Annotated in this window: 19 protein-coding genes; 15 read left to right on the top strand and 4 right to left on the bottom strand. The window is 63.5% G+C overall.

The features are described from left to right. Window positions 1-78: 78 nt before the first annotated feature. Window positions 79-1,365, bottom strand: coding sequence for a homoserine dehydrogenase (locus CN97_RS01710; protein ID WP_035706119.1), 1,287 nt, complete (start codon window positions 1,363-1,365; stop codon window positions 79-81). A 114-nt stretch (window positions 1,366-1,479) separates the two neighbouring features. Continuing rightward, window positions 1,480-1,743, bottom strand: coding sequence for a hypothetical protein (locus tag CN97_RS01705; RefSeq protein ID WP_035706116.1), 264 nt, complete (start codon window positions 1,741-1,743; stop codon window positions 1,480-1,482). Between the two features lie 140 nt (window positions 1,744-1,883). Here CN97_RS01705 and CN97_RS01700 point away from each other — a divergent pair, with 140 nt between their 5' ends. Then, window positions 1,884-2,492, top strand: coding sequence for a TetR/AcrR family transcriptional regulator (locus CN97_RS01700; RefSeq protein ID WP_035706113.1), 609 nt, complete (start codon window positions 1,884-1,886; stop codon window positions 2,490-2,492). 17 nt (window positions 2,493-2,509) lie between these two features. Here the strand turns inward: CN97_RS01700 and CN97_RS01695 are convergent, their stop codons facing one another. Then, on the bottom strand, window positions 2,510-3,940 hold the full coding sequence (locus CN97_RS01695; RefSeq protein WP_035706111.1) for a Glu/Leu/Phe/Val family dehydrogenase: 1,431 nt from the start codon (window positions 3,938-3,940) through the stop codon (window positions 2,510-2,512). A gap of 217 nt (window positions 3,941-4,157) precedes the next feature. Here CN97_RS01695 and dnaG point away from each other — a divergent pair, with 217 nt between their 5' ends. The 11 genes from dnaG to nusB all read left to right on the top strand — a co-directional run bounded on the left by dnaG (window position 4,158) and on the right by nusB (window position 15,059). Then, window positions 4,158-6,098: a DNA primase gene (dnaG, locus tag CN97_RS01690; protein WP_035706108.1), complete on the top strand. Its 1,941-nt coding sequence runs from the start codon at window positions 4,158-4,160 to the stop codon at window positions 6,096-6,098. A gap of 70 nt (window positions 6,099-6,168) precedes the next feature. Beyond that, complete coding sequence (gene rpoD, locus CN97_RS01685) at window positions 6,169-8,166, top strand: RNA polymerase sigma factor RpoD (protein ID WP_035706106.1); 1,998 nt, start codon at window positions 6,169-6,171, stop codon at window positions 8,164-8,166. Window positions 8,167-8,253: 87 nt separating this feature from the next. Then, a complete protein-coding gene (locus CN97_RS01680) occupies window positions 8,254-8,640 on the top strand; it encodes a hypothetical protein (RefSeq protein WP_051910889.1) in 387 nt (128 codons plus the stop codon). 63 nt (window positions 8,641-8,703) lie between these two features. Then, a complete protein-coding gene (gene rmuC, locus CN97_RS01675; RefSeq protein ID WP_035706105.1) occupies window positions 8,704-10,197 on the top strand; it encodes a DNA recombination protein RmuC in 1,494 nt (497 codons plus the stop codon). Then, window positions 10,197-10,604, top strand: a complete 408-nt coding sequence (locus CN97_RS01670) for a secondary thiamine-phosphate synthase enzyme YjbQ (protein ID WP_035706103.1) — start codon at window positions 10,197-10,199, stop codon at window positions 10,602-10,604. Before rmuC ends, CN97_RS01670 begins: the two co-directional genes overlap by 1 nt. Window positions 10,605-10,723: 119 nt before the next feature. Then, the gene (gene nrdR, locus CN97_RS01665; RefSeq protein ID WP_035706100.1) at window positions 10,724-11,191 is read left to right on the top strand and encodes a transcriptional regulator NrdR; all 468 of its coding nucleotides are present in this window, start codon (window positions 10,724-10,726) and stop codon (window positions 11,189-11,191) included. Further along, window positions 11,188-12,300 carry a bifunctional diaminohydroxyphosphoribosylaminopyrimidine deaminase/5-amino-6-(5-phosphoribosylamino)uracil reductase RibD gene (gene ribD / locus CN97_RS01660; RefSeq protein WP_254915477.1) on the top strand — a complete coding sequence of 371 codons (1,113 nt, stop codon included), beginning with the start codon at window positions 11,188-11,190 and terminating at the stop codon, window positions 12,298-12,300. Before nrdR ends, ribD begins: the two co-directional genes overlap by 4 nt. Window positions 12,301-12,372: 72 nt before the next feature. After that, window positions 12,373-12,978: a riboflavin synthase gene (locus CN97_RS01655; RefSeq protein WP_035706097.1), complete on the top strand. Its 606-nt coding sequence runs from the start codon at window positions 12,373-12,375 to the stop codon at window positions 12,976-12,978. Beyond that, window positions 12,978-14,078 (top strand): 3,4-dihydroxy-2-butanone-4-phosphate synthase, encoded by a 1,101-nt coding sequence (gene ribB, locus CN97_RS01650; protein WP_035706930.1) that lies wholly within the window; start codon window positions 12,978-12,980, stop codon window positions 14,076-14,078. The genes CN97_RS01655 and ribB overlap by 1 nt, the downstream gene beginning before the upstream one ends. A gap of 4 nt (window positions 14,079-14,082) precedes the next feature. Beyond that, window positions 14,083-14,595 carry a 6,7-dimethyl-8-ribityllumazine synthase gene (locus tag CN97_RS01645; protein WP_035706093.1) on the top strand — a complete coding sequence of 171 codons (513 nt, stop codon included), beginning with the start codon at window positions 14,083-14,085 and terminating at the stop codon, window positions 14,593-14,595. Then, window positions 14,592-15,059 (top strand): transcription antitermination factor NusB, encoded by a 468-nt coding sequence (gene nusB / locus CN97_RS01640; RefSeq protein ID WP_035706091.1) that lies wholly within the window; start codon window positions 14,592-14,594, stop codon window positions 15,057-15,059. The genes CN97_RS01645 and nusB overlap by 4 nt, the downstream gene beginning before the upstream one ends. On the opposite strand, the gene CN97_RS01635 is transcribed toward nusB, so the two are convergent. Beyond that, complete coding sequence (locus CN97_RS01635) at window positions 15,056-15,403, bottom strand: ArsR/SmtB family transcription factor (RefSeq protein WP_035706088.1); 348 nt, start codon at window positions 15,401-15,403, stop codon at window positions 15,056-15,058. The two genes, nusB and CN97_RS01635, sit on opposite strands and share 4 nt — an antisense overlap. Window positions 15,404-15,626: 223 nt before the next feature. Here CN97_RS01635 and CN97_RS01630 point away from each other — a divergent pair, with 223 nt between their 5' ends. From CN97_RS01630 to CN97_RS01620, 3 genes are read left to right on the top strand one after another with little or no spacing between them, the layout of a single operon-like run. Beyond that, on the top strand, window positions 15,627-15,962 hold the full coding sequence (locus CN97_RS01630; RefSeq protein ID WP_035706086.1) for an AtpZ/AtpI family protein: 336 nt from the start codon (window positions 15,627-15,629) through the stop codon (window positions 15,960-15,962). A gap of 40 nt (window positions 15,963-16,002) precedes the next feature. Beyond that, window positions 16,003-16,713: a F0F1 ATP synthase subunit A gene (locus CN97_RS01625; RefSeq protein WP_051910925.1), complete on the top strand. Its 711-nt coding sequence runs from the start codon at window positions 16,003-16,005 to the stop codon at window positions 16,711-16,713. A gap of 49 nt (window positions 16,714-16,762) precedes the next feature. Then, complete coding sequence (locus tag CN97_RS01620) at window positions 16,763-16,999, top strand: F0F1 ATP synthase subunit C (protein ID WP_035706080.1); 237 nt, start codon at window positions 16,763-16,765, stop codon at window positions 16,997-16,999. Window positions 17,000-17,020 lie beyond the last annotated feature (21 nt).

The following is a 17,020-nucleotide window of genomic DNA, read 5'->3' as shown; positions in this document are numbered from 1 at the left end:
CGTGCACGCGGGGAAACAAGGCTGCCGCCCATGCGAAGGGCAGCCTTGTCGGCAGGGCATGGCAAAGGGCGTTGCTTTTCAGACCGCCTCGATCCGAATGGCCACAGGCTCGCCTACGACGACCCCGGTATCGCGGAACCCCGCAAGCGCCACGTCGATGGAATCCCGCATCGTGCGGTGGGTCACGATGACAACCGGCGCCGTCGGCTCGCTATGCCCATACTGGCGCATGCGGTCGATGGAGATCCCCGCATCGCCCAGTTGCGTGGCAATCCGCGCAAGTGCACCGGGTTTGTCCAGAAGCGTCATGCGCAGGTAGTAGGGCGCAGGCACGGCAGCCTTGGCCGGAATGGCGCGTGTCAGGCTGCTTGCCGGGCGGCCAAAGGGTGGGATCCGCACGCCGCGCGCAATGTCGATCACGTCGCCCATGACAGCGGAAGCGGTCGGACCTTCGCCGGCGCCGGGACCGCGGAGCACGATCTGGCCCACGGCATCGCCCTCCAGCACGACCATGTTGGTGCCGCCCTCAAGCTGACCCAGCGGGCTTTGCGCGGGGACGAGGCAGGGCGTCATCCGTTGCTCCAGCCCGCGCCCCGTCATCTGCGCAACACCCAGAAGCTTGATGCGGAAGCCAAGGTTTCCGGCATGCCGGATGTCGTCGATGGAGATCTGGCCGATGCCTTCCAGTTCGACCGAATCAAAGTCCACTTCGGTTCCGAAGGCGATGGCGGAAAGGAGCGAGAGCTTGTGCCCCGCATCGATCCCGTCCACGTCAAGGCTCGGATCCGCCTCCAGATAGCCGAGCGCGCGGGCCTCCTCGAACACCGTCTCATAGGGCAGGCCGGCGCTTTCCATCCGGGTCAGGATGTAGTTGCAGGTGCCGTTCATCACGCCCATCACGCGCTTGATCTCGTTGCCCGCAAGCCCCTCGGTCAGCGCTTTGATGACGGGGATGCCGCCAGCGACGGCCGCTTCGAACCGCAACGAAGTTCCTGCGGCTTCCACCTGCCGAGCCAGTTCCTGGCCGTGATGGGCCAGCAGTGCCTTGTTGGCGGTCACGACATCCTTGCCTGCGGCGATGGCGGCTTCGGTCGCGGCCTTTGCCGGGCCATCGGACCCGCCCATCACTTCCACAACGACGTCCACGTCGTCCCGGCGGGCCAGCGCCACGGGATCATCCTCCCAGGCGTAGGCCGACAGATCAACGCCCCGGTTGCGCTTGCGATCCCGGGCGGAGACGGCGGAAATCGTGACGGGGCGCCCCGCGCGCGCCGTAATCAGGTTGGCATGCGTCTGAATAATGCGGATCACGCCGGTGCCGACGGTGCCGAGTCCGGCGAGTCCGAGGCGCAGGGGCGTGGTCATGGTATCCTCCAGTGCAAAATCCAGCCCGCGTCTGTTAGCGGCTTGCCGCGGCCACCGCAACGCTCGCTTTTCGCCGGGCGGCGCGGGCGTGACGTCGTTGCAAGGGCGAGGGGATTACTGGTCGAGCTGCCGGGCCTGCAGAAGCGCCGCACGACGGGCGGTCTCTGCGCCGGCGGCCTGCACGCTCGCGGTATCCTCGGGCGTGATGCGCGTATTGGCCTGGGCGATCAACGGAGCCGTCGGCGCGATTTCCGGGTAGGGTTGCCGCGCGGCCTCGGCGCTGCCCAGCGTCCGGAGTTCCGGCGCGTCCGGGGGTGTACAGGCGGAAAGCAACGCGATCACGGGCGGAGCCAGCAGGAGGGTCAGGCGGCTTGGCAAGAGGATCTCCCACTGGGTCGGGCTAGCGTATGCGGCGGAGAATCGCATGGGCAGGAGGCCAGCGCAAGGCAGGCGGCCTGCAAGACGGAGTGGCTGTGGTTTGTCTTGGAAATGAACAAGTGTTCAGTTAAGACCGCTGCATGGCGCGCACGACAGGTTCCCGATCCGATATCACCCGCCAGCGTTTGCAGGATGCCGCGCTGCGCCTTTTCGCGGCCGAGGGGTATGCCGCCGTCTCCATGCGGCGGATCGCGGCGGAGGTGGGGGTGCAGGCGGGCGCGCTCTATCTCTATACCCCTGACAAGCAGACCCTTCTCTTCGATCTCATGCACTCGCATATGAAGGACATCCTTGCCGCCTGGGAGGAGACCGCGCCCCGTGGGGACGATCCGCTCACGCGGCTCGACGCCTTTGTGGCATTCCATCTCCACTTCAACCTTGACCGTCCGGAGGCCGTTTTCGTCTCCTATATGGAACTCCGCAGTCTGGAAGCTGCAAACTTCGCCCTTATAGAGAGCCTGCGTCGTCGGTATGAGGATGCCCTGGAAGCGATCCTTGCCGACGGGGTAGAGGCGGGAGCTTTCTCCATCGCGGACACCCGTGTCACCACACTTGCGCTCATTGCGATGCTGACCGGCGTCAATACCTGGTACCGCTCCGGTGGGCGGCTGAGCAGGGACGGCGTCACCCGGCTTTACACCGGGCTGGCCCGCGGGACAGTGGGGGCGACGGACGCCCCCTCCTGCTGAGCCGCGGCCTTGCGGGATCACAGACCCTTGGAGCGATAGGCCGTCGCGACCCGCTCGATCGCGACCATGTAGGCAGCCATGCGAAGATCCTGCACATCGCCGCGCCCGTTCCAGATCTCGCGCATGGACTGGTAAGCCTCGCGCATCGTGTCATCCAGACCGGAGCGCACGTGCTCGATCTCTCCTGCACCCCGGAGGTACTGCTCCTTAAAGCCGGGCGACAGGGTCCAGTCGAGTCCCTTGTCCGCGGCGAGGCGCTCCAGTTCGTCGACGAGGAGGCGGTGACGAGCCTCCTCCTGCCGGCGCTCCATCCGACCGAACTTGATGTGCGACAGGTTTCCGACCCATTCGAAATAGGACACGGTGACGCCGCCGGCATTGGCATACATGTCAGGCAGGATCACGACGCCCTTCTGCCGGAGAATCTCGTCTGCACCCGCAGTGATCGGGCCGTTCGCCGCCTCGACGATCAGGGGGGCCTTCACCTGCGCGGCATTGTCGAGATTGATCACCGCCTCCATCGCGGCGGGGATCAGGATGTCGCACTCTGTTTCCAGAAGCTTGGAACCCTCACTGACGAAGGTCGCGAAAGGATAGCCCTTCACGCCGCCCTGCCGGTTGATCCACTCCTTGACGGAGAGCACGTCCAGCCCGTCTTCCGAATAGATTGCTCCGTCCCGCTCGATGATGCCGGTGATCTTGGCACCGTCTTCCAGCGACAGGAACTGCGCGGCGTGGAAGCCGACATTGCCGAGGCCCTGAACGATGATCCGCTTGCCGTCCAGCCCGCCGGAAAGATGCGCGCGCCGCACGTCCTCGGGGTGGCGGAAGAATTCGCGGAGCGCGTATTGCACGCCGCGCCCCGTCGCCTCCACCCGCCCGGCGATACCGCCCGCATGGACGGGCTTGCCGGTGACACAGGCAGCTGCGTTGATGTCGGTCGTATGCATCCGCGCATACTGGTCGGCGATCCACGCCATCTCCCGCTCTCCCGTGCCCATGTCGGGGGCGGGGACGTTCTGGGAGGGATTGATCAGATCGCGCTTGATGAGTTCATAGGCGAAGCGGCGGGTGATCCGCTCCAGCTCATGCTCCTCCCATTCGCGGGGGTCGATGCAGAGCCCGCCTTTGGAGCCGCCGAAGGGGATCTGCACCAGCGCGCATTTGTAGGTCATCAGCGCGGCCAGCGCCTCCACCTCGTCCTGATTGACGGTGGGTGCATAGCGGATACCGCCCTTCACCGGCTCCATATGCTCGGAATGCACCGACCTGTAACCGGTGAAGGTGTGGATCTGCCCCCGCAGGCGCACGCCGAAGCGGACGACATAAGTGGAATTGCAGACCCTGATCTTTTCCTCCAGCCCTGGTGAAAGATCGAGAAGCTTCACGGCGCGCCCATACATGAGATCGACGGAATCACGGAAGCTCGGTTCGACTGCGGTCGCCATTGGAATTCCTTCTGATTTCGCAGCGAGTCTATTCCGATCTAGCATGGGGCAAGGCGGCGTCGATAGCGGCAGAACGGCGCGCCGGGAACAATGTGGCTTTTGGCGTCTTCTCAGCCATTGTCTCCGACCTCCGGTGACTGCGGTGCGAGGTCATCGTCTGCCGGAGAACTGGGTCTGAGGCATGGACAGAGGCGACGGTTCGCAGGATAATCGGTGGATGAGTCTACCCCCCGGTTTCCTTGATGAGTTGCGCTCCCGCCTTTCGCTGACCCAGGTGGTCGGGCGGAAGGTTTCGTGGGATTTGCGCAAGTCCAACCAAGGAAAGGGCGACATGTGGGCACCTTGCCCCTTCCATCAGGAAAAGTCCGCATCCTTCCACGTCGATGACCGCAAGGGCTTCTACTACTGTTTCGGTTGCCACGCGAAAGGCGATGTCATCTCCTTCGTCAAGGAAACGGAGAACGTCGGCTTCATAGAGGCCGTCGAGATCCTTGCTCGCGAAGCCGGTATGCCCATGCCCGAGCGTACCGCCGGGGAGCAGCAGCGTGCAGATCTGCGTTCCGGTCTCGTTGAGGTGATGGAGGCGGCTGTGCGTTTCTACCGGCTGCAGCTCGCGGGCGGGGCGGGAGTGGCAGCCCGGGATTATCTGGATCGGCGCGGGCTTGACATGGCCGGGCGGGAGCGGTTCGGCATCGGTTATGCGCCGGACAGCCGAACGGCGCTCTGGTCGCATCTGACGGGCGCGGGCATTGCTCCCCAGCGGGTCGTGGAAGCCGGGCTGGCCATCGCGCCGGACGACGGGGGCACACCCTATGATCGTTTTCGGGGGCGCGTCATGTTCCCGATCAGGGATGCCCGGGGACGGTGCATCGCCTTCGGCGGAAGGGCACTGGATCAGAACGCGCGGGCGAAATACCTGAACTCGCCGGAGACCGCGCTCTTCGATAAGGGCCGCACGCTCTACAATATCGGTCCGGCGCGGGAGGCGGCGGGGAAGGGCCATGCCCTTCTCGTCGCCGAAGGGTACATGGATGTCATCGCGCTGTCGGAAGCGGGGTTCGGCGCGGCAGTGGCCCCGCTGGGCACGGCGGTGACGGAGGAGCAGCTCCGGCTTCTGTGGCGGATCGCGGATGAACCCGTGGTAGCGCTGGATGGCGACAAGGCGGGCATTCGCGCGGCGCTTCGGGTGGTGGACCTTGCCCTGCCGCTTCTGGAGGCGGGCAAGAGCCTGCGGTTTGCCCTGCTTCCCGAAGGGCGGGATCCCGACGATCTGATCCGCGCCGAAGGCCGTGCTGCGATGCAGCGGGTCATCGACAGGGCTGAACCGATGGTGAGCTTGCTGTGGCGGCGAGAAACGGAAGGTCACGTCTTCGACAGTCCCGAGCGCCGTGCCGCATTGGACAAACGCCTGCGCGAGGTGTTGCGCACGATTCGCGACCCTTCGCTCCGCCGTCATTACGGCGAGGAGATCGCCCGGCTCCGCCAGGAACTGTTCGGGCGCAATGCCACCGCTCCGCGCGAACGATTCGGCGGCCAGTTCCGCCGGGGCAAGCCTGCGCTGCCGGTCGGCCCGGCGCCCGCCACCCGCCGCTCCCTGCTGGCGACGGAGGAAGGCGTCGAGGATTCCCTGCGAGAGGCGGTGATTCTTGCGACGCTTCTGACGCATCCTGCGCTTATCGAGCGATTCGAAGCTGATCTGGAAGCGACGGAGATGAACTCTCCCGATCATCGCGCCCTGAGGATAGCAATCCTGCGCAACAGTCAGGCAGAACCTAAAGAGATGCAGGCAAAAATAGCTGCGGAGGCTGCAGCCGCCCTTGAAAAACTGTGGACTTCAAGCCATGTGACCATCGCACCCCCGATCCGCAATCCGGGCGATATCGAACTGGCCGAGATGTGTCTGGCCGAGGAATTCGCCAAACTGGACGCGCGGCGCGGGGCCAGGAAAGAGATCGAGGACGCGGTCGAGGATCTCGGCGGAGTGGTAGACGAGGGGCTGACATGGCGACTCGGTCGCGCCGCTGAGGCAGTAGAGCGCGCCGGAAGAAGACATCACGAGGATGCCACTGATCTGGGAGAGGACCGCTCGGCCCTGTCGCGGCATCTTCAGACACTGATTGATAGGGAGATCTGGGTGAAGAACAGGAAGCTTCGATAACGTATCGGCTGTGATTCGGTCGAATGATTCGATAAACCGCACCCATGATTCGGACCCCCGAGGAGAGCGCATGGCCATCAAGGAAACCGACGACGGCAAGACGGACGATCAGGATGCTGAAATCACGCTCGATATGAGCCAGACCGCGGTCAAGAAAATGATCGCGGATGCGCGCGAGCGGGGGTTCATCACCTACGACCAACTGAACGCCGTCCTGCCCCCAGAGCAGGTTTCCTCCGAGCAGATCGAGGATGTCATGGCGATGCTGTCCGAGATGGGCATCAACGTCATCGAAGACGATGAGGCCGAGGAAACGGAAAGCGAGGGCGGGGCGGTGGTTGAAACCTCCGGCTCCCGTGAAGTCGCGATTGCCGGTGTTCAGTCCGAGACGCTCGACCGCACCGATGACCCGGTGCGGATGTATCTGCGTGAGATGGGCTCCGTCGAACTGCTGTCGCGCGAGGGCGAGATCGCCATCGCCAAGCGTATCGAGGCGGGCCGCAACACGATGATCGCCGGGCTTTGCGAAAGCCCGCTGACCTTCCAGGCCATCACCATCTGGCGGGACGAGCTTCTGTCGGAAGACATCCTGCTGCGCGACGTCATCGATCTGGAGGCGACCTTCGGCCGCTCCATGGATGATGACGATATGGAAGGCCCCGTGGTCGACGGGCTGGATATCGAGCCGGGCGCTGAGGCCGCGCCCCGCCGTGCGTCTTCGGCAGAGCCGGAATTGGATGCCGACGGCAACCCCATCATGCGGTCCGACGACGATGACGAGGATGAAGACGGCTCCAACATGTCGCTGGCCGCGATGGAGACCGCGCTGAAGCCGCGCGTGCTGGAAACGCTGGATTCTATCGCCTCCGACTATGAGCGCCTTGCTGAGATGCAGGATCTGCGCATGTCGGCCACGCTGAACGAGGACAATACCTTCTCGCTGGAGGCGGAGACCGCTTACCAGAAGTTGCGTGGCCAGATGGTCCATCAGGTCAACTCGCTTCATCTGCACAACAACCGGATCGAGGCGCTGATCGATCAGCTCTACGGCATCAACCGCAAGATCATGTCGATCGACTCGAACATGGTGAAGCTGGCCGATGCCGCGCGTATCAACCGGCGTGAGTTCATCGACGAGTATCGTGGCTACGAGCTCGATCCCACCTGGCTGGAACGCATGGCGGGCAAGCAGGGTCGGGGCTGGCAGGTGCTGATTGAGAAGTCGCGCGCCAAGGTGGAGGGGCTGCGGGCCGAGATGGCTCAGGTCGGACAGTATGTCGGGGTCGACATCCAGGAATTCCGCCGTATCGTCTCCCAGGTCCAGAAGGGGGAGAAGGAAGCCCGTCAGGCCAAGAAGGAGATGGTGGAGGCGAACCTCCGGCTCGTGATCTCCATCGCGAAGAAATACACGAACCGTGGCCTGCAATTCCTTGATCTTATTCAGGAAGGTAACATCGGCCTGATGAAGGCGGTGGACAAGTTCGAATACCGCCGCGGCTACAAGTTCTCCACTTACGCCACCTGGTGGATCCGGCAGGCGATCACCCGCTCCATCGCCGATCAGGCGCGCACGATCCGCATCCCGGTCCATATGATCGAGACGATCAACAAGCTGGTCCGCACCGGCCGGCAGATGCTGCATGAGATCGGCCGTGAACCCACGCCGGAGGAACTGGCCGAGAAGCTCCAGATGCCGCTGGAGAAGGTCCGCAAGGTGATGAAGATCGCCAAGGAGCCGATCAGCCTTGAGACCCCCATCGGGGACGAGGAGGACAGCCAACTCGGCGATTTCATCGAGGACAAGAACGCGGTCCTGCCGCTCGACAGCGCCATTCAGGAGAACCTGAAGGAGACGACGACGCGGGTTCTGGCCTCACTCACCCCGCGCGAGGAGCGGGTTCTGCGGATGCGCTTCGGCATCGGCATGAACACCGACCATACGCTGGAGGAGGTGGGTCAGCAGTTCAGCGTGACTCGCGAACGCATCCGGCAGATCGAGGCGAAAGCGCTTCGCAAGCTCAAGCATCCCAGCCGCAGCCGCAAGCTCCGATCGTTCCTCGATCAGTAGAATACCGCGCAGTTTGCACTTTATTTTGGGCGCATTCCCCTCAATGGGAATGCGCCCTATATATTTGCGGGAAGAAGGAGACTTTCCATGACGCTGATAAAACTCCTCTCCGGCGCAGCCCTCGCGGCGCTTCTCTGTGGTCCTGCGGCGGCGGCCATCACGCGGAGTGGATTGCGGGTGGAACCGGTCGATGCAACCCGGTTCATCGTTTATCCGAAAGGCGCAATCGGAGAGTCCGATCTTTGGTGTGCCGCTGCGCAATTTGCCAGACGTCAGGGCCTTCCCGCTGCAGGGCGAATTTGGCGGGTCACGCCGCCTCCGATGGGTGGCGGGCGCGGCGTCATGTTCTCCCTGTCGCCGGAAGACAGCAGCGGGAGAACCGGCGTCATGACCCTCGGCGGCCGGAGGGACGGCTCCTTCAACCGCAGCTTTGCCGAACAGTTCTGCTGGAATCCGACGGAAGATCGGGACTGAAGTTTTTGCTTGCACGTCTCGACTGACAGCGGAACAATGAGTGAACCTTAGTTGGAGACACTCATGACGCCTCTGGAGAGCCTTCCGCAGGACATACAATATCTGCTGGGTGGCCTTGGTGCGCTCTCCCTGATCTTGTTTTTCGGGCTACTCCGGGCGCGCCGGATGAAGGGCGATGCACTTGACGCGCTCGATGACGCCGAAAGGGAAAAGCGGGAGCTTCAGGCCCGGATTGCCGAGCGGGAGGACAGCCTCGCGGAGCATACTGCGAGCCTCGCCCGGTCCGAGGAACGCGCGACAGAGGCGCATGTCCGCGCGGAACGGCTGGAGGAGACGGTGGCGGGGCTCCGTGACCGGCTGGGTGCTCTCCGTCAGGAGGCAGGGCAGGTGCAGTCTGCCCTTGATACGGCTCGGCGGGAAGGAGAGAGGCTCCGGGTGGAAGCGCGTGGTCGCGAGATGGCCATGGAAAAGGACCGGGAAGCCGCGATGCGGGAAATCGCGCTCCTGAAGGAAATGCGCGAGGAGATGACGACGCGGTTCCGCGAAATGTCGGACGAAACGCTGCGCCGACAGAATGCCGATTTCTCCACCGCGCAGACGGAGCGGCTCACCGCACTCCTGAACCCGTTCCGTGAACATGTCGTCCGGTTCGAGGAGGAGTTGCGCAACGTTCACCGCGCAGCCGATCTTGAGCGGGCACGGCTCGGCGAGCAGATCTCGCTGCTTCACCGCCGGTCCGAGGAAATCAGTCAGGAGGCCGTCGCGCTTACCCGCGCGTTGAAGGGGGACAAGCAACGGCAGGGTGCCTGGGGGGAGATGATTCTGGAGCGGATTCTTGAGGAATCCGGTTTGGAACGCGACATTCACTACGAGGTGCAGGCCTTGCGCCGTGATGATGCGGGCAAGACATTCCGGCCCGACGTGATCGTACGGATGCCGCGCGGAAAAGTGGTCATCATCGACTCCAAAGTATCGCTTGTTGCCTATGAAGCCGCCGTGAATGCCGGCAGCCCGGAGGAGCGTGTGCTGCGCATCCGGGAGCATGTCGCCGCGATCCGCGCCCATATCGACCGGCTGGGAGCCAAGGATTACGCAGGCACGGACGCGGAGGCCGTCGACTATGTGTTGATGTTCGTGCCGATAGAGGGTGCGTTGTCGGAGGCTCTGCGCGAGCAGGGTGACCTGACCTCCTATGCCCTGGCTCGCGGGATCGGCCTGATGACGCCAACGACTTTGATGGTCGCCCTCCGCACGATCGAGCATGTCTGGACGGTGGACAGACGGGAGAAGAACGCCGAGGAAATCGCCCGCCGGGCAGGGCTTCTTTATGACAAGGTGGCCGGTTTTGTGGACGACCTTGCTACTGTGGGAACCCATCTGGGGCGCGCGGCTTCGGCGCATGAAGCTGCTGTGTCCAAGCTTTCGCGGGGCGGCGGGAACGTGCTTGGGCAGGTGGACAAGCTTAAGAAACTCGGCGCGCGCAGTAGCCGGAGCATGACGCTCGACTTCGATGAGGAAGAGGACACCCCACTTCTTCCCAGCCACGCGGCCGAGTGATGCTGGCCGAACTGAGCATCGCGACGCAGGGCCGGGGGATGTATGAGATCACCGGAAGGGTGGCGGAACACCTGCCCGTAAAGGACGGCCTTCTGACGCTCTTCGTCCGACACACGTCCTGCTCGCTGCTGATTCAGGAGAATGCAGACCCGGACGTGCAGCACGATCTCTCTGCCTTCTTCGCGCGGTTTGTTCCGGATGCCGATGATCCACGCATGAATTATCTCGTCCACCGTGCGGAAGGGCCGGACGACATGCCTGCTCATATCAAGGCGGCCGTGCTGCCGGTTTCCCTTTCCATTCCGGTATCGCGGGGGTGTATGCTGCTTGGTACCTGGCAGGGCATCTACCTCATGGAACACCGCGCGGCACCACATTCCCGGAGGATCGCATTGCATTTCGTGTGACGCAGGCCAGCCACAGCCGTTACCCAACATCTTGGGGCCTAAATGGGTACTACCCAAGGGGTGGGAGTGTTCCTATAGTCGCTGTGGATAAGTCATGAAATGCAACAAGGGGAAGGCGGATGCGCTGCCCGTTCTGCGGTAACATAGATACACAGGTCAAGGATTCCCGGCCTGCGGAGGATCATGTATCGATCCGTCGGCGTCGGTTTTGCCCAGCCTGTGGCGGGCGGTTTACCACTTATGAACGGGTGCAGCTTCGCGATCTGGTCGTTATCAAATCCTCCGGGCGGCGGGAGGATTTCGACCGGGGCAAGCTGGAACGCTCTATCCGCATCGCCATGCAGAAGCGGCCGATCAATCCGGAGCGTATCGACCAGATGATTTCCGGCATCGTGCGGCGACTGGAAAGTCTTGGCGATACGGACATCCCCTCAAAGGTGATCGGGGAGATCGTGATGGAAACCCTGGCCCGGATCGACACCGTTTCCTATGTGCGTTTTGCCAGCGTGTACAAGAACTTCCAGGCTGCGGACGATTTCGACAAGTTCGTATCGGAGCTTCGTCCGACCAGTCCGGCGGAAGAGTGAAAGCGCTCAGCGACAGCGACGCCCGCTACCTCACAATGGCCGTTGCCCTCGGCGAACGCGGCTGGGGATGCGTCTGGCCTAACCCTGCTGTGGGCTGCGTGATCGTACGGAACGGGCGCATCGTTGGCCGTGGCTGGACCCAGCCCGGCGGCAAGCCTCATGCGGAGGTGGTGGCGCTACGTGAGGCGGGAGATGCTGCAAGGGGAGCGACGGCCTATGTCAGTCTCGAACCCTGCTCTCATCACGGGAAGACCCCCCCTTGCGCGGAGGCGCTGATTGCTGCCGGTGTCGCGCGGGTGGTGAGCGCGCTGGAGGATCCCGACCCTCGTGTTGCCGGGCGCGGGCATCGAATGCTGACCGATGCCGGCATCGACGTGTTTGCCAATGCCTTACCCGGTGCGGCGGAACGGTCTCACCGCGGATTCCTGAGCCGCGTGCGTAAGGGCCGGCCCATGCTCACGCTAAAGCTTGCGAGCACGCTTGATGGCCGCATCGCGACAGCGACAGGGGAAAGCCGCTGGATCACAGGCGCGGAGTCCCGGCGCCTCGTGCATCTGATGCGGGCACGCCATGATGCCGTGCTGGTCGGGGGGGGAACGGCACGGGCGGATGACCCCAGCCTGACAGTGCGCGATCTGGGCGATCTCCCCTCTCCGGTCCGGGTGGTAGCTGCTGCGGCGCTGGACCTGCCGACTGACGGTCAGCTCGCCCGCACTGTCGCAGAGGGGCCTCCGGTCTGGCTTCTTTTCGATCCGGCGCGCGCGCCTGCCGAGGCGCGACATTTCTGGGAGAACGCCGGCGCGCTGCTGTTGCCGGTGCCCACCGATGAAACGGGTGGGCTGGGCGCCCGCGCCATGTTCGCCGCTCTCGGCGCACAGGGTCTCACGCGGGTGTTCTGCGAGGGGGGCGGGATGCTCGCGGCTTCCCTCCTCCGCGCGTCGATCGTGGATGAGCTGGCCATGTTTACCGCCGGTCGTGCGCTGGGTTCCGACGGCCATGCCGCCGTGGGGCCGCTGTCGATCGACAGGCTGGCGGATGCCCCGCGCTTCAGCCTGCGGGAGAGCCGCGCGATAGGGGCCGACATGCTGACCCAGTGGGAGGCCGTCTGAACCATCGCCGCCTTGCTCAGTCTTGCCCTTCAGGCGCAGTGGGGCTAGGGGTAGGCGCGAAAGGAACCGGCCATGTTCACGGGGATCGTCACCGATATCGGAGAAGTGCTGGCGCTGGAGCAGCGGGGCGATCTGCGCGCGCGGATCGCCACTCGTTACGACGTGGACCTCATGGATCTCGGGGCGTCCGTCGCCTGTGACGGGGTCTGTCTGACGGTTGTCGAGATGGGGCACTCCGATGGCTCCGGCTGGTTCGAAGTCGATATCTCGGCAGAGACGATCGCGGCCAGTGCCCTCGGCGCGTGGATCGTCGGGCGGCCGGTCAATCTGGAGCGGGCGCTTCGCGTGGGCGATGAGCTCGGCGGGCATATCGTCTCGGGCCATGTCGATGGGATGGCGGAGATCATGGAGATGCGGCACGAGGGAGACAGCACGCGCGTGACCCTCAAGGCGCCCGAGCTTCTCGCTCCGTTCATTGCGCCGAAAGGCTCCATTGCGCTCGACGGCATTTCGCTGACGGTGAATGAGGTCAACGGACCGCACTTCGGGGTAAACCTCATCCCGCATACCAAGAAGGTGACGACCTGGGGCAGGCTCGCCGTTGGTCAGGTCGTCAATATCGAGATCGATACGCTGGCGCGCTATGTTGCTCGCCTGCGGGAATGGAGCAAGCCGTGATCGACCATACCCCATCCGTCTATTCCGACGCCGTATCCTCCATCGAGGAGATCATCGACGATGCCCGGAACGGCAGGATGTTCATTCTCGTCGACCATGAGGACCGGGAAAACGAAGGCGATCTGGTCATTCCGGCCCAGATGGCCACACCCTCCGCGATCAACTTCATGGCGACCTATGGGCGCGGGTTGATCTGCCTCGCGCTTACCGGGGATCGGATCGACGCGCTGAAACTACCGCTCATGTCGGCCAACAACTCAACGCGGCACGAAACCGCCTTCACCGTGTCCATCGAGGCGCGCGAGGGTGTGACGACCGGTATTTCCGCGCATGACCGCGCTCGCACCGTTTCAGTGGCGATCGACCCGACGAAAGGGGCCAGCGATATCGGCACACCGGGGCATGTCTTTCCGCTCCGCGCGCGCGAGGGCGGGGTGCTCGTCCGCGCCGGTCACACCGAAGCGGCGGTGGATATCGCGCGGCTGGCCGGTCTTAACCCCTCGGGCGTGATCTGCGAGATCATGAACGAAGACGGGACGATGGCGCGGTTGCCCGATCTCGTTGCCTTCGCGCAGAAGCACGGGATCAAGATCGGCACGATTTCCGACCTGATTGCCTATCGCCGGCGCTACGACAACCTCGTCCATGAGGTTGCGGTGAAGAAGGTCACGTCCGCTTTCGGCGGCGACTGGCTCATGCGGCTTTATTCTGACGAGACGCAGGCGGCGGAGCATATCGTGCTCTCGAAGGGTAATATCGGCATGGCGGAGCCGCTTCTCGTGCGGGTTCACACGCTGGATCCGCTGGAAGATGCGCTTGGCATCGGGGCTGCCTCGGGCAACCTTGCCGCCGCGATGCGCCTGATCGCGTCGGAGGGGCGGGGTCTGATGGTGCTGATCCGCGATACCTCCATGAAACTCTCCACGCAGGAGGAGGCCGCGCCCCACACGCTGCGGCACTACGGGGTGGGAGCGCAGATCCTTGCGTCGCTCGGCCTGTCCAAGATCATCCTGCTGTCCAATTCGCCGACACCGCGCGTCGTCGGCCTTGACGGTTACGGTTTGTCCATCGAGGGCACCCGGCCGATCCCCAAGGAGTGAAACCATGGCCTCGGCCGAAACGCATTACTCGCCGCCAGTTCCGTCTTTCGACGCAGCACCGAAAGTCCTGATCGTCGTTGCGCCCTACTACAAGGATATCGCCGATGCGCTTGTCGCGGGGGCTAAGGCGATGCTGGAGCAATCCGGCGCGACATGGGAACTGGTTGAAGTCCCCGGCGCGCTGGAGATCCCTCCCGCTATTGGCATCGCGATGCGTCAGTCCGACTTTGACGGCTATGTCGCGCTCGGCTGCGTGATCCGCGGGGAAACCACGCATTATGAGACAGTGTGCAACGACAGCTCCCGCGGGCTGATGCAACTGGGTCTTGGCGGAGCTTGTCTCGGCAACGGTATTCTGACAGTGGAGAACCGTGATCAGGCGGTGGTTCGGGCGGACCCGGACGGCCAGAACAAGGGGGGCGGGGCTGCGACTGCGGCGCTGCATCTGATTGCGCTTAGCCGGTCGCTGAAGCGCGCTCCCCGTGAAGTCGGTTTCGTGCGGAAGACTGGCGAATGACCAGCGCTCCCAACAAACGGCAGATGCGGTCAGCCGCGCGGCTTTATGCCGTGCAAGCCCTGTTCCAGATGGAAGCCTCCGGCGCCAGCGTGGACAAGGTGATGCGCGAGTTCGAGACATGGCGCTTCGGGGCCGAGATCGACGAGGGAACCGCGCTTACCGAAGGAGATGTGGACCATTTCCGCAAGGTAGTTGAGGGCGCGGTCACCTGGCAGGCCAAAATCGACCAGATGACTGACCGTGCATTGGTCGCCAAATGGCCCATCGACCGGATCGACCCGGTGATCCGCGCGTTGTTCCGTGCAGCGGGGGCAGAGCTTAGCGCGACCGATACGCCTCCGCGCGTCGTCATCACCGAGTATGTCGATGTCGCGCATGCCTTCTTCCCGGATGGCCGCGAACCCAAGTTTGTCAATGCTGTGCTTGACCACATGGCCCGGGAGGCCATGCCCGAAGCGTTCTAAGGAGAGGGGGCGTCTTCGCCCCCCAACCGCAACTCGACTTCCAGAAACCGTTCGAAGGCATCGAGTTCCACCGGTTCAAATTGCCCGAAGCCCTGCATCCAGACGGAGGCTTCGCGCAAGGCGTCCGGGTCCAGTTTGCACCAGTTGATCCGGCCGCGCTTTTCCTGCGTGATGAGACCCGCGCCTGCGAGGATCGCAAGATGCTTGGAAATCGCTGCAAGCGAGATGTCGAATGGCTGCGCCACATCGCTGACAGCCATGTCATCCTCCAGCAGCAGCGCGAGGATTGCGCGCCGCGTGGGATCCGCAAGCGCCGAAAACACGAGGTCCAGTCGACTTTCCATGGGTCGCCATAGGCCGGAAGCGGTCTGACCGTCAACCTATCGGTTGAATAACGCGCGCGGGCTGTGGGCGCTAACATCCCGACAGGGATCGGACGCGCGAAATGCGAATTAGATAATTTCACGCTATATCATGCATTTGAACGGTGTTTATGAAGTTATTTGTCAGCTTGACTTGAGCGCCGGCGCCCCCTAGTTTCGCCGCAACTTTCCGGAAGGTGCGGGAATGACGGAAGAACCGGATCAGGAGCGGCTGCGCCAGCTCGAAGAACGGCTCTCCCGAATGAAGCGGGATAAGGCTCCCGTCGCACGCAAGGAGCAGGGTGATTTCACCCAGGGCGAAGTTGCCTGGCGGATGGTGATCGAAATGGTCTCCGGCCTGCTGATCGGCTTCGGTATCGGCTACGGGCTGGACTATCTGTTCGGGACGCGGCCGATCCTGCTGGTGATTTTCACGCTTCTCGGTCTCGTGGCCGGGGTGAAGACGATGCTCGGCACCGCTGCCGAATTGAACGCCAAGACCGGGCAGGCGCCTGCCAGCCGCGACGACGAGGGAAACTGACTTGGAACACGAAAGCTCGAGCCCCTTTGCGATCCACCCGATGGATCAATTCGTCGTCAAGCCGCTGTTCGGCGGCGGTGAGGTTCACTGGTACACCATCACCAACGTGACGCTGTGGCTCGCGCTCGCCGTACTCGCTGTTTTCGTGGTGCTGGTGCTCGGCACCCGCCGCCGCGGCATCATCCCGTCGCGCAGCCAGTCGGTTGCAGAACTGGCTTATGGTTTCATCTATAACATGGTGGAGGAAGTGACGGGGCATGAGGGGGTGAAATACTTCCCCTGGGTGCTCACCTTCTTCCTGTTCATCCTGTTCGCGAACCTGCTTGGCCTGATCCCCGGTTCTTTCACCACTACCTCCTCCCTTGCCGTTACGGTGACATTGGCGCTGTTGGTCTTCTTCGGCGTCACGATCATCGGCTTCATGCGCAAAGGGCCCGGGTTCCTCAAGATGTTCTGGGTCACGTCGGCGCCGCTCCCGTTGCGCCCGATCCTCGCGGTGATCGAGGTGATCTCCTACTTCGTGCGTCCGGTCAGCCACTCCATTCGTCTTGGCGGCAACCTTATGGCAGGTCACGCGGTCATCAAGGTGTTCGCTGGTTTCGCCACTGTGCTGGCCATCGCGCCGGTCTCCATTCTCGCTGTCTCCGCGATCTACGGGCTGGAAGTGCTCGTGGCCGTCGTGCAGGCCTATGTCTTCACCATTCTGACCTGCGTCTATCTGAAGGACGCGGTGGGCGACGCTCACCACTGATCCCGGTCGGACCAACTCATCCCAGCCATTCCCATCAAGGAGATACGACATGGAAGGCGAACTCGCTCTCATGGGCAAATACCTCGGCGCTGGTCTCGCGGCCATTGGCCTCGCGGGCGCTGGCCTCGGCGTCGGTAACATTGCCGGCAAATTCCTCGAAGGCGCGCTGCGGAACCCGTCCGCTGCTCCGGGCCAAACGGCGAACCTGTTCGTCGGCATCGCCTTCGCCGAAGCTCTGGGCATCTTCTCGTTCCTGATCGCCCTCCTCCTGATGTTCGCCGTCTGATCCTACGGATCGACGAACGAC

Source organism: Haematobacter massiliensis, assembly GCF_000740795.1.
Classification (GTDB): Bacteria; Pseudomonadota; Alphaproteobacteria; order Rhodobacterales; family Rhodobacteraceae; genus Haematobacter; species Haematobacter massiliensis.
The sequence above is the reverse complement of the archived record's forward strand: the minus strand, read 5'-3'. Positions and strand labels throughout refer to the sequence as shown.